Here is a 25,556-nt window from a genome sequence, read left to right as displayed (position 1 = left end):
AGGAGTGGGGGCTAATGATTAAAATCAACGGCAGGGCAATCCCTGCTCCTACGGAATTTTCGGTAGGTATTCAAGATATATCGAAAGCGGAACGGAATGCTCGTGGCGAAATGATTATTGAGCGTATCGCCACAAAACGAAAGCTTGAAATGTCTTGGGAGTATTTAAGTAGATCGGAACAACAACAATTACTGAACGCGGTTTCTCCTGTTTTCTTCAACGTTGAATATCCAGATCCTCAGACGGGTGCAATCAAGACTGGCACTTTTTATAGCGGAGATCGCAATATCGGTGCACTTGACTACAACAATGGGAATATCCGATGGAAAAACTGCAGTTTCAATGTGATCGAAAGGTAGGTGCGAATCAGTGAATGAAGTCAGTCGGGAATTTAAACAAGCCGTTTACGCACCTATCCGTAAAGCGGATGCAAAGGTCCATTTCGAAATCCTTGATAATGCGGCATACAGTGATAGGACAGTGACACCCTCATCCGAAGCACCTATCAGTCGTAAGGACCAAGTTACAAATAAGGTTCGTTCCATGTCCCATAAATACGCAACGTTTGAGCAGGACTATTTCCGATTAGATGGCAGTTTTCGCATTCCTCCACGACCAAATGAGGGCGACAGTGAATTGGGTTGGTGGAGTGGTGATCTGTGCAATGCTAATGGCGTGTTTGAGCATCCCCAATCACTAACGCTCACTTTTGACGATGACCACGACTCAATGGGTTTGACTATACATTTCGATAACCTTACACGTGAATATCCGGTTGACTTTGATATTGATGTTTACGGTCCGGCTGATGTACCTATAGCATCGGAAAAGGTAAGGGGTAATGCAGGAACTTCCTATGCGTGGGTTCACGGATTGGACGCTTACAATAAGATTGTGATTACCGTCCTGAGATGGGCTAAACCATATCGACGTGCACGGATTGTTGAAATCGACTTTGGAATTGTGAAGATTTATGAAGGCGACAAACTCATTCAGTTAAATCTCATTGAGCAAATGAATGTGGTAGGAGACACACTCCCGGCCAACGAGTTGAAATTTACAATCGATAATTCAAGTAAGGAGTTTAATATCCTCAATCCGGATGGTTTTTATCGTTTCCTCAAAGAACGGCAGGAATTAAGCGTGTCGATCGGCATTGAAATTGAAGAAGACGTGTTTGAGTATGTGACGACGAAAGGCTACTATCTAACCGATTGGCAGTCGGACGAGGGTGCGCTTACTACCACTTTCACGGCGCGAAACATTTTCGAGCTGCTTGAAAAGGAATACATTCAGTCGGCCATCTTTACGAACCTTTATGATCTTGCCGAAGATGTTGTGATTAAAGCGGGCGTACCTAAATACGAGATTGACCGAACCCTTAAAGATATTCCAACAACGGGATTTCCTGAGAAGTTGACGTATCGGAAAGCCTTGCAATGTATTGGAATCGCTAGTAAAAGTGCAGTGTATCAGGATAGAAACGGCGTGCTGATAATCAAGCCGTTCGTCATCTTGGATGAAAGCACAAGCTATATCCTCTTTGTGGGTCCTGACATGTTCACCGGGATGGTCACACCTACCGTTTACAGCGGATACGACATGCTCAATATCACGTTCGATAACGTGTATTCAGAGCCTCAGATTAAGTTAGACCAATTGATACAATCGATGATTATGACAGTATATATCAATGGGGAGAAAGAGGAGCATGTTTTCTCTAATCCATCCACAGACGAAGGCGTAAGTGTAAAATGTGACAATCCGCTTATCAATTCAATCGAGCATGCATCTGATGTCGCGAATTGGATCATTGAAGAAAGTAATCTACGTGCATTGTATCAAGTCAACTGGCGACAGAATCCTGCGTTGGAATGCGGGGATATCGTGATAATAGAGGATAGCTTCGGAGCCGAAAAACAAAGCCGTATCATAAAACAAGAATTCGAATTTCAAGGATATCTATCTGGGAAAACGGAAACAAAGGGTGGTGTGTAATGGCGAATTGGATAGAGCCTAAACTTGAGTGGACAGGGACCGATTATTACAATTTTGAAGATCTTAATAGAGTTGAAAATAATACGGAAGTTGTCGCAGGATTGGTTGAGTATTTTATTGAATTACCTCCACTTGAATTTGTAACTGATCGTGATATGAAGCGTATCGAATTTGCTGATAGCTTGAATCGTATTGAAATCAATCAAGATGTATTGCGGCAACGTTTTACACCTGTTGGTTGGCTCATTAACAAAACGGATTGGGAAGCTAATGCGCCTTTCTCCTTTAGCGATGCTATGAGATTGGAGCACAATTTGAATTTACTTTATCAGCACTACAAAGGCAACGCGGAAGCCGTGCCAATCTGTGGTGCTTTTATTTGTGGAGAGGAAGTGATTTAACATGGCTTATCAGCCAACTGATTGGAAAAACAGAGAAGTGGAGCGACCGAGGACGTTTATGCTTCAAAACAATGATGATGGAACGATAACTTTGATTCCGGCTGAGGGGAAGGTGACAGAGCCGGGAACTCCGATTGTGGCTCCACTCATGAATAAGATTGAGGATCAGCTTGTTGTTTTGGATGAATTCGCAGAATCCAAAGGGAGACCAAACGGAATTGCAACTCTAGACGGAAGTGGTAGCGTACCGATGGATCAATTGCAAAATGTTCCTTTACCACAGGACGCAACTACAAGTCGTAAAGGGGTTGTGCAACTTGATGACACAGTGAATAGTAACTCTAAGGCAAAAGCAGCCACAGCTAATGCGGTTAAGCAGGTTAACGATAAATTAACCAGCGAAGATATTGCTATCGGAACTGGTGCTAAATTTAGCAATAATACCGGTGCTGGTGCAATAGCGTTAGGTAGTTATTCCGTTTCATATCGGAGTTCATTATCACCTGGAATAGCGATAGGTGCTTTAGCCGAGGCGAACAATCACGGAACAGTAGCAATAGGATTCGAAGCTAATAGCCCTAACTTGAATGAAGGAGTATTAGGCGTCGGTTCCTCTATAACCTATGGACCAAAAATTTGGAAAGTACCGGGAGAATTATCCGTTACTGGAACTAAAAAGTTTGAAATGCCGCATCCACATCCTGACAAGAAAGACACTCATATTATTCGTCATGGTGCGGTTGAGTCACCAACAGCAGGCGATAATCTATATCGTTATGTAGTCCGTTCGTCAAAAACAAACGATATACAATATATCGATCTACCTGATTACTTTGTGTGGCTTAATAAAAATGTGCAAGTCTTTGTGACACCACAAGGGCATTTCGGCAACGGTTATGGCATCTTTAACAAAGTGGACGAAAGATTAGAAATCCACTGTCAAACCGAAGGTGAATACAATGTCCTTGTCATCGGCACACGTAACGACGACCATGAATCCGTCCAGACTTGGGACATTAAAGGCGTAGAGCGTGAAATCGGCGAATCGTGGACTGGGGAAACTTATGTCTTTGAGGATGAAGAATTTATTACAGACAATGAATATTTAGAGGAGGTCGTAGCATGAACATTGTAATTACAAGCAGTAAACTACAATACAAAGCAAACGATGGAGGAATAAGTAGACGTATTCCCGAGCATTTCGTGAAGCGATCCGTCATTTTTGAAGTGGACGGGGAAGAACGAAGGATTGATATTGTTAAGTCGGCTCTGCCAATATCAGCGACGGAAGATGAAGTTGTTGCATATATTGCGGATAACCTTTCCGAATCTACCGTCACGCAGCAAGAATTGAAGAAGCTACAAGAAACGGTAGATCAACTTGTTCTCGATCAATTGATGAGGGGGATGGCATAATGTTTTGGACACTACAACGATTGTATAATAGCGGTCAGTTGGACAAACAAGGTTTGAAAGTTGCTGTTTTTGAAAAGGGTTGGATTGCGCCGGAACAATTTAAAGAAATAACGGGAGAGGATATTAATGAAAGCAGTGATTAATGGAATTACATTAGAAGGTACGCCTGAGGAATTTGTTCAATTCTTCGAACTGAAAGGACGAAATTCTTCAGTTTCAGGTCGCTTTCTAGGAAGTTCGCCTATTACTTCAAATAAGCCAAATATAAAGCTAACATTAGCACGATCGGAAGCTTCATCTATGTTTTAAAGAGTAATCTCTTAACCGATTTGACGGAAGAAATATTAGAAGACAACACTTATTAACGCCAACTAAGGCGTATTTTTTATGCCTAAAAGAAGGGAAACAGTCCATTTTCATTGAATACTGCTCTTATTAGGGTATAGGAGTGGTGATATCAATGAGTACAAAAGAATCGAAAGAACTTCTCTCGGAACACTTGGGACGACTTGAAAATAATCACTATGCAATCGAGAAGTCGAGGGTAAGATTAGATGCGGCAATTGAAAGAAGAGATAACAAGGAAATATACACAGCAATAGGTGAATTGCTTTTATGGACATTGACTACAGAGGAATGGCACTGGAAGCATAATAAGACACTCAATAAAAGAAGGAATAGGAATAAAAATGGACAGGTTCTTTTAGGATTAAGATTTGCATATAATGCAATGAAGCATAACATGAATTTCTATGAGATTCATTACGATAATACAAAAGGTTTTTCATTTCCCTTCTCGTTTCCAATCCATTTCGAAATAAAAAACATTCTTTGGGTTAAAACGGATGAAAAGTTTGAATACACGAACGATTTTCATAATGTGAAGGAGGAAAATTATAAGAAGCAATTATCGAACTATAGAAGATATATTGAGGGTAAGGATGTTTCGATAACCTTTGACAAAGCAATAGAATTTCTACGTGAAGAATACGAAAGAATTAAGTAAGAACGTCCTTCGGGGCGTTCTTTTTATTTTGTCGAAAAAGGAAGTGATTTAATGGCAGACAAGGATATGCAAATGATCATTGAAATGAAAGAAGACATTGCCAGCATTAAGACTTTGCTAAACACAATGGCAAAAACCAACGATACAGCAAAAGAAGCTTTACAATCGTCCAAATCAGCTCACCATCGTTTGGACAAGATCGACAAAATAATCTTTTGGTCAGCAACAACGATTATTGGAACAGTCGTAATAGCTATGATCGCGTTACTTTGGCAAAACACACAATAATATCGGAGGTCATTAAATTGAAAATCAACTGGAAAGTACGTTTTAAAAACCCATTATTCATTGCACAAATTGTATTGGCTATTGGAGCACCATTGTTAGCATATTACGGATTGACCGCACAGGACCTTACTACATGGGGTTCTGTTTTAACTTTGATTTGGAATGGAGTAAGTAATCCTTATGTATTTGGGATGATTCTTATTAGTTTGTACAATGCACTGAATGATCCTACCGTATCCGGCTTGTCAGATAGCGAACAAGCTCTCCTATATGAGCGACCAAAAAAGGAGTCGAAGTGACATGGCAACAATCAAAGATCTTCGCCCAATCACGCCAAGAACGAACGGCACACGGAAGCTATCGGCAATTAAAAATATTGCCCGGCATCATTCGGCCACGACGTCCGGAAGCTGGGCCTCCTTTTGGCCACACTGGAATAAAACAAATGGATGGGGAACTGGCGGCTACCATGAAATCATTCTGCGGGATGGAACGGTTGAACTTTGCTATGATCCGGAAGAAATCACAAATGGTGTAGGTGGTCAAAACTCTTACATCTATAACATCTGCCTTGTTGGCAATGGATCCTTTACTCCTGAGCAAGAAAAGACGTTTGACGAGCGGGCACGGTATTGGATGCAACGATTAGGACTACCAGCGAGCGCTGTTAAAGGGCATAATGAGTTTCCTAAACAAAATACAAGTTGTCCGGGAATTGATATGGATACTGTGCGAGCTCGTTTGAGCGGTGCTTCTATAGCAAAGGAGGCTAATGGAGAAATGGTCTTTTCCAGTCCGTCTTTAAAAGAAGAAATTGAAATGACGCTTGGTTCCAAGGCGAGACGGCAAATGATTGTGGACCAGGCTATTGCCGCAGGCTACAGCAAGATTTGGCAAGAAAAACTGGACAATAAAACCATCACGAATGATGACCTATTGGCTCTTGGAGCTGGAACATCGGTAAGAAATAGTATGATAAAAGTTGAGGATAACAAAGTGAAATGATATGATGCAAATATAACCGTCAGAAGTTCATCACTACGTAATGATAACTGTAAAAAGCGCCCTGTCCATTGTGGATGAGGGTGCTTTTTTATTTCAATCAAAAAGAATGACTTCTTCAATGGATGGGATATGAATCGGAACGGATTCAGTTCGGCAGGCGGGTGAGGGGTTTGTTTATTGCAAAGAGTGTAATAAAGAAAACGAAGTGGATATACATATTGAGCTTGTTTGAAAAATAAACAGCACCCTGTCCGCCTGGACGGGGTGCTGTTAAAGTTTGATAACTATCGATTTGTTTTTGAATAGATAAATAATCAAAAACAAAAGGAAAATTAGGGCTGGCAAAAGTAAGATGAAGCCAACAATTAAATAATTGCTATACCCAGCTACCCATTCTTGGAAATTGGTTAAAACTATTTTGTTGCTGAATAAAACTGAAATAAACATTAAATACATAAAGAATATTATAGCTACGGTGAAGCCGAAGTGAGACGATAGAATGCTGACAACTTTATAGTCTCTTTTCCTTTTGGTCATGCTATCGACAATTATAGAAATCCATCGCATTAAAATAAACAACATTGATAGTGTTGCAACAGCAAACATTGAGAAAAAGATAGTTGCTTTCCATGTAGCTATTGTATTTAAAGCTGATATTGAGAACTCTAAGAGTTTTAAGCCTCCAAACATGCTAAAAACAATTGCTGTAAATATTCCTAATACTGTAATGAAATTTGAATAAACTTTATCTAGTAAGCTATCTGTTTGATCTTTAAGGGAAGTGATTTTTTCTTCAATACTGTTAATTGTATAGTTATTTCTATCCAACGCTCTTTCAGTAATTTCAAACTCACTTCTAGCGCGATTTCTCATCTCTTCAATTTGATAAGCAGCTAACATTAGGTGGTCTATTAACTTATAGAAATATCGAGAAAGTAGTACGTTTTGCTCGAGTTCCTCTCCGTGATATTCTTCTACTAACTCCCTGATTTCATCAATAATCAGAACTAACCCCTCAAAACTACCTATTCCTTCATCGAAAACAAATCTAGTTATAGCTGAGTATTGTATTGCTTCACCTGGAAATTTGACATTCCTTAATTCCCTTATAAAAGCATCTACTTTATCAGTAGGATGATCTTCGTTTTCGGTCTTTGGAGATAGATTTAACGCATTAGAAAAAGGATCTATCTTTTCAGGGACTTTGCTCTCTGAATTACTTAAAGAGGCAACATTTAGCGCGTTAATTAGTTCTTCCAATGAATTTGTTACAGGTGTAATATCGAGCTTAGTCATCTTTTTGCACAAATTCCTTCGCTATTTCTTCTTCTTTGTAAGGCGGGACGTACCTTCTAGCTAAAATATCATCTCTGTAATCATTCCAAGAAGGGAGACGGTGAGTAATTTCCACTAATTCGAATGGATCTACTTTCAAAAACTTTAAGATATATTCATTATAAGTATCCAGCTTTTTATTGTCAGTAGCATGAACATCTTGTATCGGATTAGGACCGAATACGTTGTAAGAGTAATAAATATCCTCAACGACAGGTCCATATGTCCAGCGGCTAAAAGGAAGATCATAAACTATTTTAGTGGTTACTTTTCCTTTATGTACATCATCTAAGTTTTTTCCAAAGATAAAAAACATGATTTTTTGAAGTTGTAAATTTGTTATATCTGTTTTTTCATCCGAGGCGACTTTAATGATATGATTAGCTAAATCTCTAATACCAACCATTTGAATTCCTCCCTAATTCAGATAATTCAGTCATGAATTGTCCTATAATAAATATACCTCATGTAAAGAAAAAATGATATACAAAAGTGTATACAAAACACTATACAAACCACGTTCGTTAAAATTTTGACAAAGTTTTTATGTGCTTATAGATATTTTACCCTTTCAAACGGCTTGAAACAAGAACATTTGTTCTTTATATTATATTAAAGGACTTAATGATGTGTTCGGTCCTGATACAGTACGTACTTAAAGGAGAGATTATGTGAGTAAAGTTCAAAATGATATCAAAGACCGTGGCCGTATTAAATGGACAGCAATGATGCTGCCAGAACATATTCAAGCGTTAAGAAAAATGAACGAAGAAAACGACTACGTAGAACGCCCAGAACTAACTGAGTGGGAATTACAGGGCCTGCAGGGAGAGTTAGAAAGGGCATTTGTACAAAAAATCGATACAATAGTAACGACTTGGAAGGACGGAAAGACATCGCCGTACATCGGAAAAATAACTAAACTTGATCCGATTCACGGATTAATTTCAATTGATGGACCATACGGTTCAGATCACATTCCGGTAGGTAATATCGTAAAAGTACATAGCATGTAAAAAGTAGAGGGGGCTTATGCCTCCTCTACTTTTTTACAGCGTGTGCCCGATGTGCCAAGTGTGTGCCCAATAGCAGACCTTTAATTAAATTTAGGTACCTGAAATGACAGTTAATGACACCGATATGCCCAACAAATGCCGTCATTAAAGGACTTTGGGAATCTGTGAATTTATGTGACACCAAAGAGATTAACGCTGGCAGTGTGAAGGTCACCGGTTCGAACCCGGTATGCTCCATCATAAGTAACACCCCTTGAACCCTTGATGGATAAGGGTTCTTTTTAATTTTTGCTTTCAAATTATTGATGTAAAACGATGTGTAGATCGAGCGTTGATGTAAAATTGATGTAAAATTATACGATAAATGAAATCAAAGCATGATAAAAGGTATGATAAGTTATAGACAAGGCATAATGGGTTGAGGGTAAATCTAAAGAGAAACTTGTGGAATCCCATACAGTGTTGGTTATGGCTGAAAGAATGAAGCGGAAGAAGTGCCGGAACAACAAAAGTGATTGGTGGGGTAGATTGCCCAATACGAAGCGAAGTTGAAATTGAAATCGCTAGACGTACAATCGAAGCTATTGGTTAACTGTTAACGCCCAACTCAGGCGTATTTTTTATGCAATAGGAAGGATTGTCACACCTTTTGTCGAATAGTAAGAAAAAGGGGTGATGAAATGGACGCAAAAGCAGTTCTAAGCGCGATTGCTAGCGGCGATTATTTATTGGAATTAAACATCCATAACGATGTTCCTACAGACACGGTTATTGTTGGTGCTGTATCTGAGAAGGCAAATCCGGAAGGCCTTGGTCGACGTGAATTCGCTTTTAGAGGAGAAGAACAAGCCGAGCTTTTGAAAGGGATTGCAGAAATATTAAATAAGCCTCGAACGGCTGTCTGGGGCTAAGAGCTTCGAAGAACGTCCACACGGGCGTTCTTTTTAAATTGATTGGATGATTAGGTAGGTGTTGCAACCATGCTTGACAAATAATTTGCTAAGACACGACTGCAACTTTATGTGATACCCTTTAAGTAATCAGAAAACTTGGAGGGTTATAAGGATGACGATAACAATTGAAATGAGTAAAGAGGCTTATCAGGTAGCAAAAAGAGTATATTCAGGTCGAATGAGCAGAAGTGAAGGGAAGCTTGAGATTAACAGGATTACAGGTATGTCAGAAGGATCTGCACAGTGTTTTATTACAATATTTCTTGCCATGATGGATGGAGAAGAGTATAAGAGGGCATTTAATAATGCTACAAACAGATTCCTGATTGAAAGTATTAGACGAGATTATGGTGAAGAATACTATAAAAATGCGATAAATGCTGCTCAAAAGCATGTAGATTATTACTCTACTTTAGGCAAAGGTCATTTAAGGGGGTTACAACAAATAATAGATCAAATGAAAAAGGAAGACTAATTATAAGACGTCCACTCAGTCATTCTTTTTATTTACCAAAAGTAAGGAGTGAACAATATGGGAAGCGTTAATTCTTAAGGTTTAGAGATAGTACACATGTGTTTATTCAAGGGAGTAAAGTTTTTGCATCTGTTATTGTTACTTATATTACTGGACACCATCACGGGACTGTTCAAAGCGACAAAGAATCAAAACGTGTGAGACTGTAAGAGTGTATTTGGCTACGCTAGAAAGTTGCTCGTACTGATTGTAATCGCTATTGCGAATATCATGGACCAAATCCTAAATTTTGACGGAGCACTAGTCTTTTCGACAGTGCTTTTTTATATTGCCTACATTGGAAAATGTGCTTTTTTCCGACACTACGATCTGGTTATAAACTGTCGCCAGCAAAAGCTCTCATGTTCCATTACAAGGCTAATAGCGGGAAAACGGCTGACAACCATTTCACATACTGCAATAATCCGAAAGATGCTCATATTTTTGTCAATCGACATAAAGCGCTGGAAATCATTTCTCTGAAAGAAGTGGCTTTTCCGCTTTCCGATTATTGGTGTAAAACGAGCGTTATTGTAAAACTGGTGTAACTGTTTAAGATAAATGAAATCAAGGCGTGAAAGATATGATCAGTTAAGAAAAGATATAGTGCAAAACGATGAAGCGGATGGATACACATTTACCGCTTCATCGTTTTATTTTGTATTTTTTTATCTGTAAACAAAATCTCAAAAGTATCTCCGGCCATTTTATCAGCTGTTCGTAATACGTGCCCGTAAGTATCCATGGTAATTCTGATTGAGCTGTGACCGAAACGTTCCGAAATAACTTTCGCGTGTACGTTTTGGGCAATCAATAAGCTAGCGGACGTGTGTCGGAGATCATGAAGCCGGATATATCTAAAACCAGTTCTTTCCGTGAAACGTTTCCACCAGGTTGATGGAGTGGTAGGGAAGAAGTGCTTACCATTTTCATTGCAGAAAACCCATGACCGTTCCTGTTCCGTCCATTTATCGCCCATCAACAATTTATTCTTATCCCATTCAACTTTAAAGCTTCTCAAATCCTCCACAACGGACGGTGCAAGTGTGACAAGTCTAATTGATGACTTGGATTTAGGCCCTTTGATAAGTGGACCATCCTGAGTGTTAACGATTGTTTGTGATATATCTATGATTCCATTCTCTAGATCGATATGTTTCCACTCTAAACCTAAGCCTTCGCCCCTACGCAATCCAGCGACGATTAGTAACGTCATGAACATTCTCCAATGACTTCGTTCCTCTTCTAGCAGTTTGAGCAATAAGGAGACTTCCTCAAAGTCATAAACGTTCATTTGCTTGGCTTCCTCGTATTTAATCTTGGGCTTGCTGACGCCTTCCATCGGATCTTCTTTTATCAGTCGTTTCGTCTTTGCATATTTAAAGATGCTTTTCAAAGTGTTGTATACGCTCTGCCGGGAAGTTACGGCGAGAGGTTTTTTAGATCCATCTTTTCTTTTCAGGTTATGGAGAAGGTCTTCCAATAGTGAAGGGTTTACGTCTTGTATTGACCGATGACCAATAACGGGTAGTACGTGAGTATCCAGTATGGAAAGATGGTTCGTAATAGTCGTTTTAGACAATTCATTAAAGGCGTATTTTTCTTTCCACTCTTCGGATAATACGGATACGCTTATCTTATTTGGTACAATATACGCGCCAGATAGTGCTTCATGTTTGAACTTCAAATATTCATGGTCAAGGTATTCTTTCAATTGTTTCGGTGTCATCTTGTCAGTTACGGTAATGGTTTTTGTCCGGCGTTTGTATTTTCCATCTGCTCCTCGCCCAAGACTAACTGTGAAGAAATAGGAATTGTCGCCACGTTGTTGAATGTTGGCCAACTGAATCACTCCACTTCAAAATATCTAATGTTTTTTTCAATACTACTCATGCTATTTTATTAATTGGATAGGTTCCTGAGTTAGTTATTGTCACAATCGTACTTAACCAGTTAGAATATGGCAAACCAAACAATATCCTGTAAGTGTAATAGAATGGATGAAAAATCCATATTGACGAGACGATATAGCAACGATAGCTAATAATGATTTATCATTGTTACTATCGCTTGAAAATTGATTAACTATTATAAATCTGTTAACATGGTAAGTAGTAGAGTAACCACTTAATCAATCAAACTTGTGAGTGTTTTAAACAATTAATCCGGTATTCGGGCCTCTTGTCGGAGGATAAAGACCACCCCGCTACTAGTGCGTCCAAATGAATAATTGATAGAGTTACCAAGCTTAGCGTTCCATTCGCCAAGCTTTTTTTATTTTTCATTTCTCTATAAAATTCAGGAGGTGCCAAGCTATGGCATATGTATTTGGATACTCACTTTCACCTAAAACAGAACGCATATTGAAACTTTTAATATCATATCGGGGGATGACCGCCCGTCAAATGGCTTATATATACTTTGGGACTCATCAGATTAATCTTTCACAAGAGAAATCTATCTATAACGATTTGGCCAAATTGAAGAAGCAGGGATTGGTCAAATCCCTGCGCCTGCAGCAAAATGTTTCAAAAGGATCGTTGTATTATCTAACCCCGTCTGGTTACGACTGCGCAAAGGACTTGCTTAACATTCAACAAGGACAATCCGGTCATGGTTGGATGCCGGCGGATTATGGGGAGTACGATTTCGCTGATTTGTCCTATGATCTCTATCTGCCACCTTTGAAACAGGTTGCACATCATTTAATGCTAATTGACTTCTTTATTGAATTGTATGGTGCTAGTGATGATTTATTTGAAGTAATACCTCATCGTCATAATTTATATGCAGCAAAAAAATACAGCACTGCTGAAGGAATTCAGCAATATCGGCCAGACGCTGAAATTAGTATAGGTGGGAAGCTTTTCACTGTGGAAAATGATCGTGCCACAGAATCTCATGAACAGCTTTTGCAGAAGTTTCTAACATACAAGCGTTATTTAGATGTGCATGCTAACAATCCGAATAAAGAATCACTTGTAGGCATTCTATTCGTCGTAGAATCCCGTAGAAGGGGACAGGGTATACGTAGACGCTGGCATAATATCCTTAGCGCCTTTTACAAGGTTTTATCTCCTTACAGTGAACAAGTGAATCTGATTATGACAACAATGGATCAGGTATCATCAACTCTTCAATTGGAATTGCAACGTTCGTCCTATAAACATCAGATGACGAAACACCTAAGTAGCTATTTAACAGGGAATCAGGAGGCCTATTTTTTGGGTTCTGAAGAACAAAAGGATCCAATAGTTGTTTGCATTCAATATTCACCGTCCAAATACCGGATCTTATTTTGTGATGTTGCGCAGGAGTTTGAAAGTTCTATCTACAGTAAGTATATACAGTTCCAAAAGAACCAACTGCCAACTTATAGATTACGAAGCCCACATCCAAAATGGCAAGACATGCAGTATGCCGACCATAGGTGCGTGTTGTTCTATCCGCAATCAAAGCCGGTCATCATAGATTCATTCGCCGCATACAAAGTGAATGCGCAACTCGATAGTTCATTGTCATTACTTTTTAAAAACTTAGATTTTCATTCGTTTAATCCTTTATTAAATTTACGGGTCACTTACTAAAGCCATCTATTAGAGACCAGACATAATGGCCTTTCGATGTACAATGATTTATTGGAGAATCAAAATGGGTTACTAAAAGTGCTGATAATGGGAAAAACCTATTTAAGAACGTCCATACCGGGCGTTCTTTTTATTGAATAAGGGATAGGGGAGGGTTGTGTTCATGAATGAAAAGTATTTTGAGATGGATTGCGCAATGATGGAAATAATTCTAGATCGATTTAAAAGTTCGCTTACCGATCTTGAAAGCCTTCGCATCGTTGAGTCAATGCAGCAAGATTTACAAAAGATAAGAGACAAGCACATTAACCCGTAGAAAGTGCTTTTTGTCTTTACTTACGAACGCTGGTTCTACATAATAAAGGGAGGGGAATGGGTGTTCGAATTGCGTTGGAGGAGTCGGTGAGGTTTGATGGTTTCTTGGAAATGATGTATGTCGGGAGTTGAATCACTAAGCGACGACCGAAGACGATGCGGTAGGTGAGGTGTGATTTCAAGCTTACTGCTACATGAAATTCACAAACGAACTTTCATCACCGACAACGTTTTGGTACTTATTCCAGAGATCATTATAGGGAGGATGATGGTTTAATGCAGGTAGATGGGGATATTAAAGACCGTGGCCGAATCAAATGGACAGCAATGATGTTACCGGAGCATTTGGCCGAATTAAGGGACTGGTACGCCGAGGATGAATATACAGAACGTTCGGAACTGACGGAGTGGGACTTGGCGGTAATTCAAGAAGAAATCGAAATAGCATATAAACGAAAATGCGAAACATTAATAAAGACTTGGCGAGATAACCGCATAGTTGAAAACCAAGGCATTATCGAAACAATTGACCTACATAACAATGCCGTACTGCTGGCGGACCCTTATGGGGATCTCAGACTCTTAATCGAACATATAATATCGGTTCACTGCATCGACTGACCACTCATCAAATCGGTCTTTTTGTTGGAAATATTTAAAAAAAAGGAAGGGCTTTATTACTTTTTGTCGAATGTAGGCATTTAGGGAGGCATGAAAAGATATTCGGTTTACGTCAAAGGTCAGTCCCTTTTCCGAAGCGTTACATTGAGTGAATTAAGAATGTGGAGTGAGTATTTTTAATTTGGGCTAGCCTACACAATTACAGTCATCTGTGTGGAAATGCTGGTTACTATATTGATAACTAGGTAACTGGGTTTTCCACACAGATGACACATTGGCAAGCCCCGGGTTGCTTGGTATTTAACCTCTCGCACAATCTTTCTAATAACCCTAACAATATCCCTACCATTCGTTTCATTAGTGTAGGAAAATGTCAAACTGCGTAGTATTGAATTCGAATCCATTCCCATGACATCCCATCCCTTTATCGAATCTACGGTGCAAAGCTAAAAAGCTGGATGTTAATTTGGTCATGTTGGATATTTAGGGCTGATGAACACATAATGTTAAAGTTCATTGTCCATAATGGCATTCTCATTTTATATAGGATGGAAGGTGTACCAAGGATGAAGGTTAAAGATTTGTTAAACGAGTCTGATAAAATTCTTCTGGAAAACTGGAGGGGGAGGATGCTGAAATCGTCAACACTAATAGGGGTATTCTTTCACAAATGGCGAATAGACCGATTCATTGAACGCGTTATTCGTGAGCATAAACAAGGGCTACGTTAATAAAACTTGCAACTTGGATCCAAGAGTATTTTTCTTATTTCTAATGGAAAAAGGTCGAGATTACAGGGAGGTAGACAAGTTGGTGGTTGGAAAAGTTCGCGTAATTGATATTCTAACAGATGAAGAATTGATGGAAATTGAGGAATGCGAAACGAATATCATCAATGCTAGAACACCTTTCGAGATTCGAAGAAACAGACGGCGAGCACTAGAAATATTAGCAGCGGCGAAAGCACGTTATGCTTCAAAACATAGTACGGTAAACTCTCTTTCAACTTCCACGCTGGACAGTAAAGTAAAAGCTGATATTGAATGCTAAATCTTTTTGGGATGATAGGTTATGTTATAAAGAGGGGGCAATTTTAGAATAACAACTGGCCCCCTATTTTATAAAACCTTTTTAAACTAAATGGTAAAAACGACTAAATGAAAGGGGAGAGGTAGAAAATGGCGGGAGTAAGTGCAATGAAACATACAATGTTTGATGAATTTAAAGTCAAAGGTTTTTGGTGGATTCCTGGAAAGTCAGATAATAAACAAGCAGGGATCCTATTTTTTTCTGAAAGGGAGATACATTTAGAGTTAATAGGTTCATTAAGTGACGACTTTTTCGCAGAAGGAAAGAATGAGTATGATATTGTACATGGCTTCTCTGATAAAGGGGAACAATTCACTTTATTGAACGTTTTTGTAAAAGACTCCAGAACTAATGCACCGGGGTTTCAAACGCAAACATTTTCAATTCAGTCATTTATTGTAGGAGGGCTTTTTAATAGTCTTGATGAGATACAATTTCATTCTTTGTCTTTCCAGCCCACATATCTTACAGAGTGGCTAGGAAGACATGTATTTTTGGATACAAGTACTTTTGATAAGGAAACCTCCACATTAAGAAGCAAACAAGTTACATTTAATCATGTGGATACTTTTTCTTATTATATCGATATAATTAATGCAAAAATCGAAGAAACATATTTCATGAACTTTAAAACTAATCCCTCTGAACAGGTTCTATGGACCAAGAAAAGTGGGCTTAAAATAGTTCCTAATGAAAATAAGGATTTATCATGGTTCCAAACAAACATGTATTTGTTAAAAGATCTTTTAAGCTTATTTATAGGGCACGCAACATACTTCGAAAGCATTATCTTCTATGGCGAAGAAGAAACCGTGGAGCATATTGATATAAAGCCAAGAAAAAAATATATGTACTTTTTCAGACAAAAAACGTCAAAGTTGAAAGGGAATTTCCATTGGCATGATGTAGTAGTAAACTTCAACGATATCAGTAAAGATTTAAATTTAATATTTAATTCTTGGTTTGAAAAGCAAGAGGTTCTTGGGGTGGTTTACGATCTACATTTTGGTGAATTTTATAAAGATCTTTATATTGAAACAACATTTTTAAACACCATACAGGTGTTGGAAATATACCACAGAAAATTATATGACGGGAAAGTTTATGATAAGACTGAGTATCGAGAGCTTACAAGAGAGCTGAAGGTAATCTTAGGAGAAAGGTTTCCTGAATCATTTGCCAAGTTAATTGGGGATAAGGTTAATTACGGTAACGAATTTTCGCTTGCGATGAGGGTTAAAGAGATAATTTCTAACTTCCAAGAAACGTCTAGGAGTCTACTCATTGGGACAGAGGAAGAAAATAATACTTTTATTCGTCAGTTAGTTGATACTCGTAATTATCTAACACATTATGATTCCGATAAGAAGAAACACATTCTACATGAACCGATGCAAAAATACTATGCTATCCAAAGACTCCGAGCCATTGCTACCCTTCTATTGTTTTTAGAAGTAGGTCTTGATGAAGAGTTAATGGCAGATAAGATTAGCCGAAGTAAACAGTATTCAATTAATTTGGCAAAAGCGAAGCAAATACTAAATTAATGAAGGGTTGACGGGGATGGTTTCTATCGATTGGAGATAGTTTACTTGGAAAGAATAAGAGTGGATCTGGTGTCAGGTATCATTCTTAAAATAAAGGTTAGTTTTATATTTTGGAGAGTAGGAGATAGGGAAATGTACAAACCACATACAAAATGGAAAGTGCCACAAGATAATGAAAAATTATGGAGGTATATGGATTTTACTAAATTCGTAGATCTACTAATAAGTAATTCAATGTTTTTTTGCAGAATAGATAAATTTGAAGACGCTTTTGAGGGCCATCCTACAAAGGGTACTTTAAAGTTTGCAGAGACAGTTGGAAATCCATATGCATCTGTGGGTTATTACGACAGTGTTGAATATCTTCAGGGGTTAAGAAAGTTATATTATATAAATTGTTGGCATCAAAATGATTATGAATCGGCTGCAATGTGGAAGTTATATCTTCAAAGTAATGAAGGAATTGCAATCCAAACGAATTTTAAAAGGTTAAAGGATTCGATTATTGATAAAAGAGGTGTTACTGGAGGGCTTGTAGAATATGTTGATTTTGAAACTCATGAATACTGGGGGGACAACTTAACCGAATATTTTATCCTAAAAAGATTATCTTTTTCCCATGAAAATGAATTTCGTTTATTCCTAATACCAGAAAGTATTCCAAAAGAGGAACATATGAAAGGGATAGAAAATGGACCATTCGGAAGTGGATCTAATGTAGATTTTGATATTTCCCAACTTATTGAATCTGTCTATGTATCCCCAAAATCTCCCGGTTGGTTTTTAGAATTAGTTAAAAAAACAATTACACAAGTATCGGGATTAGAAATTCCAGTGTACCAATCTGATCTAAGTAGAATTCCTTGAACGATAGTTATTAGAAATATCAAATAGTTGAAAGGTCGCGAATGGAACGAGAAGGTAATTTTACGAAAGGATCCCTATGTAGAGCAGCATGCTGCTTATTTATATAGCGTGTATAACCTTGGCTTAAGTCGATTGAATTTGCCGTAACATGTTTAATGAAAGCTTTCTACTACCGGATTTAGGTTTATTGATGAATCAAAGTGAATCAGTAACATGAAATTCATTTTGTATTACAATTACATGCAATACTCACTGGCTAATCAGGAAGCTCCTAAGTTTGTTCCGTATCTATTATTGCAACAATGTAATATGGACAACTGATCAACTAACGTTAACCCTCTTTTAACTTAGGCATGCTATATACCCGTGTTTATATTTTAATTTACAAACATTGTAGTTTTCCTAAAGATTTGTCCTTTCCTCAATGTCGGTATAAAGTTACCCCTAGGGAAACTCTGGTTATACTCTTAGTTACTCAGTAACTGGAATTTCTACGTATATTACACGTTGGAATGTGGCGGAAAGCTTGGTCTTTTGATGAAAATTATCTTCTTACTGATCACCCCGACAATACCCCTTCGAAATGCCTCATCAATGATTAAGCGAAGGGAATCTACATATCCTTTTTTGATATGATTCAGCATCGTAATGATAATCACAGCAAAAAGTTAATCCGTTACCAGGGGAAAGTAATCTCTCGTTTATTGCGAAAAAGTAAGAGGCCATGACCACTTTTATATGAAGCATTAACCTATATTTCTATCGAAAAATAGGTTACGATATTACTCCCTTATCGTAACCAATATGATAGAATATAGAGAGTAAGAGAGACAACAAATATTGCAAAAGGGGGGGTTCAATGAAGCATAATGATAATGTTGTTTATGCAAAGGATTTTCAAAATCGAAGGCGCCATGCCGAGCAGGAATTAAAAATTACAGAAATTGAAAACTACATTCCTGAAGGATACCAAAGCGACATTCGTATGTACCAGAAATATTGCGAAGCGACGGAGCAGGAAGAAACCGTGAAATCCTTTCTTGACTACTTGTTTGTTTCTGTCACCGAGGAAGGTGTGAAGAAGAATACTTGGGAAAAGCGGGTTGTCGCCTTGCGTAAATACTTCAATATTGATCATGACGTCCAGTTCGATGAAGCCGTCCAATCCCGAATCGCCAACACCAGGAAACTATATCGGGAGGAAGGGCGAGAACGTCTAGTGCGAGAGTCAGGGAAGACGCCTGTCGATATAGAAGAATTGCTTCAAGTCGTAGAGCGGCTTGATACAAGGGCAAAGGCGATCTGCTTGGTGAATCTTGATACGGCGAACCGACCAAATGAAATGGTGAATCTGCAAGTCCAGGATTTTAATTTGGATGGCCGATACGTAAGTGTTTATCTGAGGAAACAAGATAAGTGGCACAACAAGCGTTTACAACCAAATACAGTTGAGGGAATCCAGGCATACATCAACGAATACGGTTTGCAGTCCCATGATTACTTTGTAGGTAGCCGGAGGAAGAATGGTCAGTTTGATGGTGTGAAAATATCGGAAACAGCCTATAGGAAACAGTTGAAAAAATGGACGGGATACGCACCTTATAATTTCCGGAAAACATTAGTCGCATTCATGCACTCGTCTGGGGCTGATTTATCTACGATTGCTAAGCAGACCGGACATCAATCGCTTGAAACATTGGACAAACATTATCTTACTGTGGCGGATACCACAGTAGATAAATTCATGCGTTATAAAAATTGATTATCATAAAACGGAAAGAGGGATAATGAATGAAAAAGCAAGAGGCACTTACTGTGGGTAGATTTATTAACGAAATGTTGGTAGGTCAGTTGAAAATACCACTTCATCAAATTGTTAACGATAAGACTTTTACTGATTATACCGATTTAAAAAGACCTGATATCTTAATATCGAGTGTTCCTTATGACATGGTTAATCATAATGAAAAAGAGTATATAGAAAATTTAATTGTGTATGCCGAAGCGAAAGATAATTGTATTGTTAATAGTTCTGATTGGATAGATGCTTATAATCAAGGAATGGAAAAGTCGAAAAAACTAAATATGCCATACTTTGTTGTAACCAATTTACAGGTATCTTATTACTATAATGCTTTTACCGGTGAAGAACTCAAATTAAATGGAAATCCAATTAGAACTTTCCAAAACCTGGATATTTCATTCATGATTTTAAGGAGACTACAGAAAGATAACTCCCTTTCGAATATTTCCACGGATCTTGATACTCAATCTGCAATTTCAGAAACTGTATTTAATTCAAGACTATGGATATTAGCTAATATCTATAGACAAGTTAACTTCAAGAACATTACAGAAAAAATGGATTTTACTATTGGATTTATTGCAGCCAAATACTACGAGGAGAAAGTTGAACAAGATAAAAAGCGTAATAATTCAATTACATATTGGTCAGACATAGTTTCGATTCAAAAATTAAACATTTTCAAACAGTCGTTAATTAGTTATATCGACCATATAAAAAATAGTACTGAATTTAAAGATCTGATGGAGGTAGTAGAGAAAAAAATCACCACGTTCGATGTTGAAGTAACTAAAAAAATCTTTGATGTAATAGAAAGTATGGGGAGACTCCATGGGGGCGGTTTTGATTTGTTTGGAGCTGTTTACGAAATGTTTGCTTCGAATAAAGAAAAATCGGATTTCGGTGAATACTTCACACGTAGACATTACACAAATTTGTTTTCCAAATTATTATTAACTGAGGAAACTAGCTATTCCAAAGACGAAGAATTTGCCCTTTTCGATCCAGCCTGTGGAACGGGAGGATTTTTAACTGAAACTTTTAAAGTTCTTAAAAATAATTATAGAAAATCCAATACATTAAGTTTATCAGCTTGGGACTTTTTGAGAACTAGATGTATTTATGGAGTAGACGTGAGAGAAGAAAATGTAGCCAGAGCAAAATTAAATATGTTTTTAGTAGGAGATGGCCATACTAATCTAATACATGAAAATACTTTAGATATTAAAAAGTTGGACGAGCGTGTAGAGGATATACTTGAAAGAAAAAAATGGCCAAAGATGAAATATATTATTACTAATCCTCCATATGGTAATGGTATAACAAAAGCTGAAACAACAGTTATAAATAGCAGCCGGTATGAAGTTGCATTTTTAGCTCGGATTTTTAAAATGTTAAAAACTAATGGCAAAGCTTGTGTTGTTGTACCCGATGGAATTTTCGAGAATCCGTCACTCGTAGAATTTAGAAAAGAAATATTAGAGAAGTCTACCATTGAAGGTATAATTTCACTACCTAAATTTGCATTTGCCCCTTATACAAAACAAAAGACATGTGCAATATTTTTTAAGCGTAAAGCGGATCAACAAACTACAATCCAAACTAGCCCCATTTATATGTATATAATCGACAACGACGGTTTCGCTAACTCTGATAAAAGGTTTCCTACTAAGTTAAAAAATGAAGACGGAAGCTGGATGCATGATGAAATTAGTTCTTGGGTTAATACTAAAACTGGAGAAGAAAAATTAGGCTTAGTAGAAACCAGGTGGAAAGTATATGATGATAAAACAAGTGATGGAACGGAATGGATAAACGAGCGAGGGGAAAAAGTTAAAAAAAGAAAAGCAGGTTATATTCAAATGTCTGATATTAATTCTGAAAACTACTTTAACTTACTACCTGAATTTCACTTGAGAAAAGCGGAACCAGACTATATAACTTTAGATGATTTTGTCGACAAATTAAATGCCTTTGAAAAAAATATTGGATCACTCAATACCTTAACTAAATAAGAGAATGAAAATTAATAGGGTGATGTTTATGCAAGCTAAGTTAATCTTTGAATCTGTTAGTGGAAACTCTGGTTTGACAGAGGAAAAAATATATAGTTTAATACAAAATTCGGGTATGAAATATAAGGTGTTATCAGGTGCAACGAATAAATTATCAACTTTAGGTGAAACAGTTGTTTACAAAAGGGATAATGGAAAGTTGATAACAACTTTTCGCAATAGACCGGGTATTCTTGTAATCAGGAAAGGTAAAGCTGGAAAGTTAAACCTTCTTTTGCCTGACAATTACACTATAAACGATGATGCATATATATTATATTTAAAAGACAGTTTTATTAGAAAAATGAATTTGTCTACTGTAGAATTGCAAATCAGTTTTTTAAAGTATTTTATTTTCGCCCATCAGCATGACGTTTATGACTATGCCTCTAGTAGTGACAACTCTACCTGGAGTAAGACTGCTTTCTTTAACAATTTTGAGATGGAGATACCTTCCATAGAAGATATAAATAGAGTTTCCAGTATTTACGGAAGAGCAATTGCTTATATTGAAAAATTAGAAATGGCGATTGCGGAGATTGAGAAGTTACTAAATAAAGAAATTTCCTTAGTGGATTTCTGTGATACTGACGAAGATAGACAAATTAATACGATACTTACTTATAAAAGTAGAAACGACTCTTTAAGTGAAGAAGGGATTTACAATGCATACCCAAAGAATGATGATGTTATTACCGTGTTAAGTGGCTCGATTAATAATGTGTATTATGGCAAAGTATCAAGTAATACAAAAAATCTTCATGTGTTAGAAGATATTCCTGCGCTTCATGTTATCAGTAGAGGCCGTGCGGGAACATTAACATTCATTCCCGCTGGTAGATATGCTACTAACACAAATGCATTTCTCTTTTATTTAAAAAGAGATAAATTGGAAGAATTAAATATCTTCACATACGAAGAAGAATGTATTTATCTTAAGTTTTTAAAATTGTATTTACAACCAATCTTTATTCATGCATCTACACAATCTAACTTATCAGTATTTCCATTAACAAATCTCATGCGGAGTTTAAAAATACCAAAATTCAAGTTCAATAATGAAATGAGATCTGTAGTGGCAAAGTTTGATTCTATCGAAGATAAATACTTAGACTTGTTAAAATCAAAGCAAAGTATAGAGACTGCTTTAGAGAAGTCATTAGCTTTAAATAAGTCCGTTTCTTAATAAACAGCACTGAACGAAATACTTTAAATATTTATTTATTTATGGTTCCGTTGTCTATCGTGATAGGAATAGGTTGGAATTTTTCCCTTAGTGCTCTTACTGGCTCCGATGTTTTTGTTTAATTGTAATTTTGTAATTTTGTAATTCTAAGCAAGTAATCCTATTATATAGCGAAAAGGAGGGCTTACAAATTGTCATTTCAATTGTAAGCCCTTAGTTTATATGTGATTTTGTTGTCATTATCAAACCCTTAATTTAATAGGTTTTTCGAGTATAAATGACATAATTACATAAGTACAAAAGGTGATGCAGAAGTTTATATTTATCTTCACTTCTTGATTTTCAACATTTTTACTACTCGCTATATCTGCCTTACCCCCAATAAAATTGCTTTTGCCGCACCGCAACCCTGCAAACGAGGGGAGAAGTTTTTAGCATCTTGGATAGCGCAGCAACTTGACACTTAGCCTTTGTGGGAATACTACCAAACCAGGAAAACTAACAACTCGTGTTAGTTTAGTCAGCCTAATCTATCATGCCCGATTCCCAGTGTAAAGTGTAAAGTGAATAGTCATCAGCCCTCCTAGTCCTTGTAGAATGGAATGCTCATGTCGTTGCGTTTGCCTGGTTATTTTGGATGTAATCGGGTGCTAAGAAAGATAATAGAAGTGGTAAAATCCATTGAATGTAATCATCATTTAATAAAGTTAAATCCCTGATCAGTTAAAAAAGTATGGTTAACCTGAACAACTCGAAATGATTGTCCCTTATGAGTTATCGCTAAATAATCGACAGACTTTCCATTGTTGTTTTGTTGCACTGTATAATTTTGGGCTTTCCATGCATTTCTTATCTGTCTTTCATTCTCTTGGAGTTTCCTTTTCAAATAATTGACAGTTAGAAATAAACCATTCGCGTTAACAATCGCATGAATCCCGTAGTTTGGTTGGAAATCTTTGAAGACATGATTTAGATTTGCTTGCAATTCTTCTAGTATTTCAATTAGCATGTTTTTTGCTCTATCTACATGGTGGTTATCCGCGCAAATGTCTAAAAATAATTTTTCGAAACTATCAACAGGAATATTCATATCTTCTTCTTTAAATAGTTCGTTCAAAACTTCAGCAACGAACACAACAAAGGCGAAATGCAATGCAATTCGAATCATTATATTGTTTATTTTCGGTGCTGCTTGATATTTTCTCGCCAACTTTTCGAAACGTCCGTTGAAACGATCAAATGATTTTCTCCAGCGCTTAATAAATTCGACTCCAATACTCCCATAGTATAATTTCACGTTATCGTTTAATTTAGTGAAATATTCGGTATTTTTATTCTCGAATTTTAGGTTAGTAATTGGGATAACGCGAGCCACACTTCCTTGGTTCTTGGTATATTCCAATATATTATTTTCGCCAGTAGTTATCATTGTCGCTCTCCAAGAACTAGTTTCCTGACTTCCCACCTTACTTCCACGCATTTTCCCTGTTCCATTACCAAATAAATATATAATATTTTCAAGCCCTTTAGGATCTTGAGCGGTGTTAGAGTCATCAAGTATAAAAGGAAATGCGTTTAAGAATCCAGCCATTCGTTCAACGGCTATATTCGTCGTTAACATTGAATTAATATAGTCATCGAAATATCCCCAAACACTCGCGCAAATCCTTAATACAGTTGATTTTCCGCTAGTAGAAATGCCGGATATATCAACGACTATTGACGGTAAATTATATCTCATTAAAAGTATAGAAGCGAATGATGAAATAACAGGGAACATTGCTTTTGGATTATCGTATAAAGGCTCTAGTAAGTTTTTAATCCAATCTTCAACAGTTCCTTGACACTGTATTGCTTGTAACTTTTTCCTTTCACCCTCATCTTTTGGGACAATATGATATTCCGTATCTATTAAAGGATGGATGAAACTATTTTGGATGTAACCTAAGTGACTGGCTACACTTAATTGTTCCAATTTGTTCGTTCTAAGATATAAATCAAAATACTCAATAAGGAATCGAGCATTAAGGTCATTACTGCTCAATCCCTTATTTGCTAATGAAATTACTTCTCTTCTTGTTGCTAACGCAATAGCTAGAATAATGTCCACATAAACTTTGCCTTCATTAATCCACTTCATCTCATAGTGAATATTATTCTTTTCAACATCTTCAAAACGCCTAGTTAAGTAGGGGATATGTCTACTAACGAATTGGTAGTTGTCCCCTTTTTCCTCAGCATTATCTTTAATCCATTTGTACAACATATTTTCTTTTATAAAAAAGGGGTTTGGTATCTTAAATCTACCAACTTCCTTTAGGAAATCCTTATCTTTCAATCCCAGCGCCTCCCTGGGAAGTAATTACCTGATTTCTCCTGGAAAATTCTTTTTTAGTAATGCTATGCACAATTTTATTTAACTCATAATCACTCAGCGGAGGTGAATTTTGCAAATTCCATAATTTTAATAGTTCATGGACTAAACCAGGATCTACATATTTTCTAAGTAAATGGTCAGCAAGCGAAGCTGCTGCTGGATTCCTGTCAATACCGG

The 25,556-nt window shown here is 37.1% G+C and carries 28 protein-coding genes and 1 pseudogene; 24 read left to right on the top strand and 5 right to left on the bottom strand.

All coding sequences use genetic code 11. From position 1 onward, the window contains the following. Nucleotides 1-14: 14 nt before the first annotated feature. The 11 genes from WFH04_RS04865 (at nucleotide 15) to WFH04_RS04815 (ending at nucleotide 6,114) form a co-directional block, all read left to right on the top strand. On the top strand, nucleotides 15-359 hold the full coding sequence (locus WFH04_RS04865; protein WP_336822938.1) for a DUF6711 family protein: 345 nt from the start codon (nucleotides 15-17) through the stop codon (nucleotides 357-359). Between the two features lie 10 nt (nucleotides 360-369). Beyond that, nucleotides 370-1,998 (top strand): hypothetical protein, encoded by a 1,629-nt coding sequence (locus tag WFH04_RS04860; RefSeq protein ID WP_336822937.1) that lies wholly within the window; start codon nucleotides 370-372, stop codon nucleotides 1,996-1,998. Then, nucleotides 1,998-2,399 (top strand): hypothetical protein, encoded by a 402-nt coding sequence (locus WFH04_RS04855; RefSeq protein WP_336822936.1) that lies wholly within the window; start codon nucleotides 1,998-2,000, stop codon nucleotides 2,397-2,399. Before WFH04_RS04860 ends, WFH04_RS04855 begins: the two co-directional genes overlap by 1 nt. Before the next feature lies 1 nt (nucleotide 2,400). Continuing rightward, nucleotides 2,401-3,525, top strand: coding sequence for a tail fiber protein (locus tag WFH04_RS04850; protein ID WP_336822935.1), 1,125 nt, complete (start codon nucleotides 2,401-2,403; stop codon nucleotides 3,523-3,525). Further along, complete coding sequence (locus WFH04_RS04845; RefSeq protein ID WP_336822934.1) at nucleotides 3,522-3,815, top strand: hypothetical protein; 294 nt, start codon at nucleotides 3,522-3,524, stop codon at nucleotides 3,813-3,815. The genes WFH04_RS04850 and WFH04_RS04845 overlap by 4 nt, the downstream gene beginning before the upstream one ends. Further along, on the top strand, nucleotides 3,815-3,958 hold the full coding sequence (locus WFH04_RS04840; protein ID WP_336822933.1) for an XkdX family protein: 144 nt from the start codon (nucleotides 3,815-3,817) through the stop codon (nucleotides 3,956-3,958). Before WFH04_RS04845 ends, WFH04_RS04840 begins: the two co-directional genes overlap by 1 nt. Next, entirely contained in the window at nucleotides 3,942-4,124 is a 183-nt protein-coding gene (locus WFH04_RS04835; protein WP_336822932.1) for a hypothetical protein, read from the top strand. The genes WFH04_RS04840 and WFH04_RS04835 overlap by 17 nt, the downstream gene beginning before the upstream one ends. Nucleotides 4,125-4,275: 151 nt before the next feature. Then, nucleotides 4,276-4,821: a hypothetical protein gene (locus tag WFH04_RS04830; protein WP_336822931.1), complete on the top strand. Its 546-nt coding sequence runs from the start codon at nucleotides 4,276-4,278 to the stop codon at nucleotides 4,819-4,821. A gap of 51 nt (nucleotides 4,822-4,872) precedes the next feature. Further along, a complete protein-coding gene (locus WFH04_RS04825) occupies nucleotides 4,873-5,109 on the top strand; it encodes a hemolysin XhlA family protein (protein ID WP_336822930.1) in 237 nt (78 codons plus the stop codon). Nucleotides 5,110-5,126: 17 nt separating this feature from the next. Beyond that, nucleotides 5,127-5,408, top strand: a complete 282-nt coding sequence (locus WFH04_RS04820) for a phage holin (protein ID WP_336822929.1) — start codon at nucleotides 5,127-5,129, stop codon at nucleotides 5,406-5,408. 1 nt (nucleotide 5,409) lies between these two features. Next, complete coding sequence (locus tag WFH04_RS04815; RefSeq protein WP_336822928.1) at nucleotides 5,410-6,114, top strand: peptidoglycan recognition protein family protein; 705 nt, start codon at nucleotides 5,410-5,412, stop codon at nucleotides 6,112-6,114. Between the two features lie 270 nt (nucleotides 6,115-6,384). Here the strand turns inward: WFH04_RS04815 and WFH04_RS04810 are convergent, their stop codons facing one another. Both WFH04_RS04810 and WFH04_RS04805 read right to left on the bottom strand, forming a co-directional pair. Beyond that, nucleotides 6,385-7,410 (bottom strand): hypothetical protein, encoded by a 1,026-nt coding sequence (locus WFH04_RS04810; RefSeq protein WP_336822927.1) that lies wholly within the window; start codon nucleotides 7,408-7,410, stop codon nucleotides 6,385-6,387. Further along, on the bottom strand, nucleotides 7,403-7,855 hold the full coding sequence (locus tag WFH04_RS04805; protein ID WP_336822926.1) for a type II toxin-antitoxin system antitoxin SocA domain-containing protein: 453 nt from the start codon (nucleotides 7,853-7,855) through the stop codon (nucleotides 7,403-7,405). Before WFH04_RS04805 ends, WFH04_RS04810 begins: the two co-directional genes overlap by 8 nt. 265 nt (nucleotides 7,856-8,120) lie before the next feature. On the opposite strand from WFH04_RS04805, the gene WFH04_RS04800 reads away from it, so the two are divergent. From WFH04_RS04800 to WFH04_RS04785, 4 genes and pseudogenes are all read left to right on the top strand, one after another. Then, a complete protein-coding gene (locus tag WFH04_RS04800; protein ID WP_336822925.1) occupies nucleotides 8,121-8,465 on the top strand; it encodes a YolD-like family protein in 345 nt (114 codons plus the stop codon). 680 nt (nucleotides 8,466-9,145) lie between these two features. After that, nucleotides 9,146-9,376: a hypothetical protein gene (locus WFH04_RS04795; protein ID WP_336822924.1), complete on the top strand. Its 231-nt coding sequence runs from the start codon at nucleotides 9,146-9,148 to the stop codon at nucleotides 9,374-9,376. Between the two features lie 154 nt (nucleotides 9,377-9,530). Continuing rightward, nucleotides 9,531-9,893: a hypothetical protein gene (locus WFH04_RS04790; protein ID WP_336822923.1), complete on the top strand. Its 363-nt coding sequence runs from the start codon at nucleotides 9,531-9,533 to the stop codon at nucleotides 9,891-9,893. 222 nt (nucleotides 9,894-10,115) lie between these two features. Then, nucleotides 10,116-10,415: pseudogene (locus WFH04_RS04785) on the top strand (hypothetical protein); the annotation flags it as partial. A 154-nt stretch (nucleotides 10,416-10,569) separates the two neighbouring features. Here the strand turns inward: WFH04_RS04785 and WFH04_RS04780 are convergent. After that, nucleotides 10,570-11,775, bottom strand: a complete 1,206-nt coding sequence (locus WFH04_RS04780) for a tyrosine-type recombinase/integrase (RefSeq protein WP_336822922.1) — start codon at nucleotides 11,773-11,775, stop codon at nucleotides 10,570-10,572. A gap of 472 nt (nucleotides 11,776-12,247) precedes the next feature. On the opposite strand from WFH04_RS04780, the gene WFH04_RS04775 reads away from it, so the two are divergent. The 9 genes from WFH04_RS04775 (at nucleotide 12,248) to WFH04_RS04735 (ending at nucleotide 23,002) form a co-directional block, all read left to right on the top strand. Next, nucleotides 12,248-13,519, top strand: coding sequence for a replication-relaxation family protein (locus WFH04_RS04775; protein WP_336822921.1), 1,272 nt, complete (start codon nucleotides 12,248-12,250; stop codon nucleotides 13,517-13,519). A 163-nt stretch (nucleotides 13,520-13,682) separates the two neighbouring features. Then, nucleotides 13,683-13,835, top strand: coding sequence for a hypothetical protein (locus tag WFH04_RS04770; protein ID WP_336822920.1), 153 nt, complete (start codon nucleotides 13,683-13,685; stop codon nucleotides 13,833-13,835). A 275-nt stretch (nucleotides 13,836-14,110) separates the two neighbouring features. Beyond that, nucleotides 14,111-14,455 (top strand): YolD-like family protein, encoded by a 345-nt coding sequence (locus tag WFH04_RS04765; RefSeq protein ID WP_336822919.1) that lies wholly within the window; start codon nucleotides 14,111-14,113, stop codon nucleotides 14,453-14,455. An 810-nt stretch (nucleotides 14,456-15,265) separates the two neighbouring features. Then, a complete protein-coding gene (locus WFH04_RS04760; RefSeq protein WP_336822918.1) occupies nucleotides 15,266-15,505 on the top strand; it encodes a hypothetical protein in 240 nt (79 codons plus the stop codon). A 128-nt stretch (nucleotides 15,506-15,633) separates the two neighbouring features. Continuing rightward, a complete protein-coding gene (locus WFH04_RS04755; protein ID WP_336822917.1) occupies nucleotides 15,634-17,091 on the top strand; it encodes an ApeA N-terminal domain 1-containing protein in 1,458 nt (485 codons plus the stop codon). Between the two features lie 45 nt (nucleotides 17,092-17,136). After that, nucleotides 17,137-17,958: a DUF2971 domain-containing protein gene (locus tag WFH04_RS04750; RefSeq protein ID WP_336822916.1), complete on the top strand. Its 822-nt coding sequence runs from the start codon at nucleotides 17,137-17,139 to the stop codon at nucleotides 17,956-17,958. Between the two features lie 859 nt (nucleotides 17,959-18,817). After that, entirely contained in the window at nucleotides 18,818-19,720 is a 903-nt protein-coding gene (locus WFH04_RS04745; protein WP_336822915.1) for a tyrosine-type recombinase/integrase, read from the top strand. Nucleotides 19,721-19,749: 29 nt separating this feature from the next. Continuing rightward, nucleotides 19,750-21,777 carry an HsdM family class I SAM-dependent methyltransferase gene (locus WFH04_RS04740; RefSeq protein ID WP_336822914.1) on the top strand — a complete coding sequence of 676 codons (2,028 nt, stop codon included), beginning with the start codon at nucleotides 19,750-19,752 and terminating at the stop codon, nucleotides 21,775-21,777. A 28-nt stretch (nucleotides 21,778-21,805) separates the two neighbouring features. After that, the gene (locus WFH04_RS04735; protein WP_336822913.1) at nucleotides 21,806-23,002 is read left to right on the top strand and encodes a hypothetical protein; all 1,197 of its coding nucleotides are present in this window, start codon (nucleotides 21,806-21,808) and stop codon (nucleotides 23,000-23,002) included. Nucleotides 23,003-23,696: 694 nt separating this feature from the next. Here the strand turns inward: WFH04_RS04735 and WFH04_RS04730 are convergent. Both WFH04_RS04730 and WFH04_RS18325 read right to left on the bottom strand, forming a co-directional pair. Then, nucleotides 23,697-25,340 (bottom strand): DUF927 domain-containing protein, encoded by a 1,644-nt coding sequence (locus WFH04_RS04730; protein WP_336822912.1) that lies wholly within the window; start codon nucleotides 25,338-25,340, stop codon nucleotides 23,697-23,699. Beyond that, on the bottom strand, nucleotides 25,330-25,551 hold the full coding sequence (locus WFH04_RS18325) for a primase alpha helix C-terminal domain-containing protein (protein ID WP_408020170.1): 222 nt from the start codon (nucleotides 25,549-25,551) through the stop codon (nucleotides 25,330-25,332). The genes WFH04_RS04730 and WFH04_RS18325 overlap by 11 nt, the downstream gene beginning before the upstream one ends. Nucleotides 25,552-25,556: the final 5 nt, after the last annotated feature.

This window comes from Sporosarcina sp. USHLN248, assembly GCF_037144575.1.
Lineage (GTDB): Bacteria > Bacillota > Bacilli > Bacillales_A > Planococcaceae > Sporosarcina > Sporosarcina contaminans.
The sequence above is the reverse complement of the archived record's forward strand: the minus strand, read 5'-3'. Positions and strand labels throughout refer to the sequence as shown.

Coding starts and splice junctions, on each gene's coding strand:
- WFH04_RS04865 (WP_336822938.1), top strand. CDS start 15: ATGATTAAAATCAACGGCAGGGCAATCCCTGCTCCTACGGAATTTTCG.
- WFH04_RS04855 (WP_336822936.1), top strand. CDS start 1,998: ATGGCGAATTGGATAGAGCCTAAACTTGAGTGGACAGGGACCGATTAT.
- WFH04_RS04850 (WP_336822935.1), top strand. CDS start 2,401: ATGGCTTATCAGCCAACTGATTGGAAAAACAGAGAAGTGGAGCGACCG.
- WFH04_RS04845 (WP_336822934.1), top strand. CDS start 3,522: ATGAACATTGTAATTACAAGCAGTAAACTACAATACAAAGCAAACGAT.
- WFH04_RS04840 (WP_336822933.1), top strand. CDS start 3,815: ATGTTTTGGACACTACAACGATTGTATAATAGCGGTCAGTTGGACAAA.
- WFH04_RS04835 (WP_336822932.1), top strand. CDS start 3,942: ATGAAAGCAGTGATTAATGGAATTACATTAGAAGGTACGCCTGAGGAA.
- WFH04_RS04830 (WP_336822931.1), top strand. CDS start 4,276: ATGAGTACAAAAGAATCGAAAGAACTTCTCTCGGAACACTTGGGACGA.
- WFH04_RS04825 (WP_336822930.1), top strand. CDS start 4,873: ATGGCAGACAAGGATATGCAAATGATCATTGAAATGAAAGAAGACATT.
- WFH04_RS04815 (WP_336822928.1), top strand. CDS start 5,410: ATGGCAACAATCAAAGATCTTCGCCCAATCACGCCAAGAACGAACGGC.
- WFH04_RS04810 (WP_336822927.1), bottom strand. CDS start 7,410: ATGACTAAGCTCGATATTACACCTGTAACAAATTCATTGGAAGAACTA.
- WFH04_RS04805 (WP_336822926.1), bottom strand. CDS start 7,855: ATGGTTGGTATTAGAGATTTAGCTAATCATATCATTAAAGTCGCCTCG.
- WFH04_RS04795 (WP_336822924.1), top strand. CDS start 9,146: ATGGACGCAAAAGCAGTTCTAAGCGCGATTGCTAGCGGCGATTATTTA.
- WFH04_RS04790 (WP_336822923.1), top strand. CDS start 9,531: ATGACGATAACAATTGAAATGAGTAAAGAGGCTTATCAGGTAGCAAAA.
- WFH04_RS04775 (WP_336822921.1), top strand. CDS start 12,248: ATGGCATATGTATTTGGATACTCACTTTCACCTAAAACAGAACGCATA.
- WFH04_RS04770 (WP_336822920.1), top strand. CDS start 13,683: ATGAATGAAAAGTATTTTGAGATGGATTGCGCAATGATGGAAATAATT.
- WFH04_RS04765 (WP_336822919.1), top strand. CDS start 14,111: ATGCAGGTAGATGGGGATATTAAAGACCGTGGCCGAATCAAATGGACA.
- WFH04_RS04755 (WP_336822917.1), top strand. CDS start 15,634: ATGGCGGGAGTAAGTGCAATGAAACATACAATGTTTGATGAATTTAAA.
- WFH04_RS04745 (WP_336822915.1), top strand. CDS start 18,818: ATGAAGCATAATGATAATGTTGTTTATGCAAAGGATTTTCAAAATCGA.
- WFH04_RS04740 (WP_336822914.1), top strand. CDS start 19,750: ATGAAAAAGCAAGAGGCACTTACTGTGGGTAGATTTATTAACGAAATG.
- WFH04_RS04735 (WP_336822913.1), top strand. CDS start 21,806: ATGCAAGCTAAGTTAATCTTTGAATCTGTTAGTGGAAACTCTGGTTTG.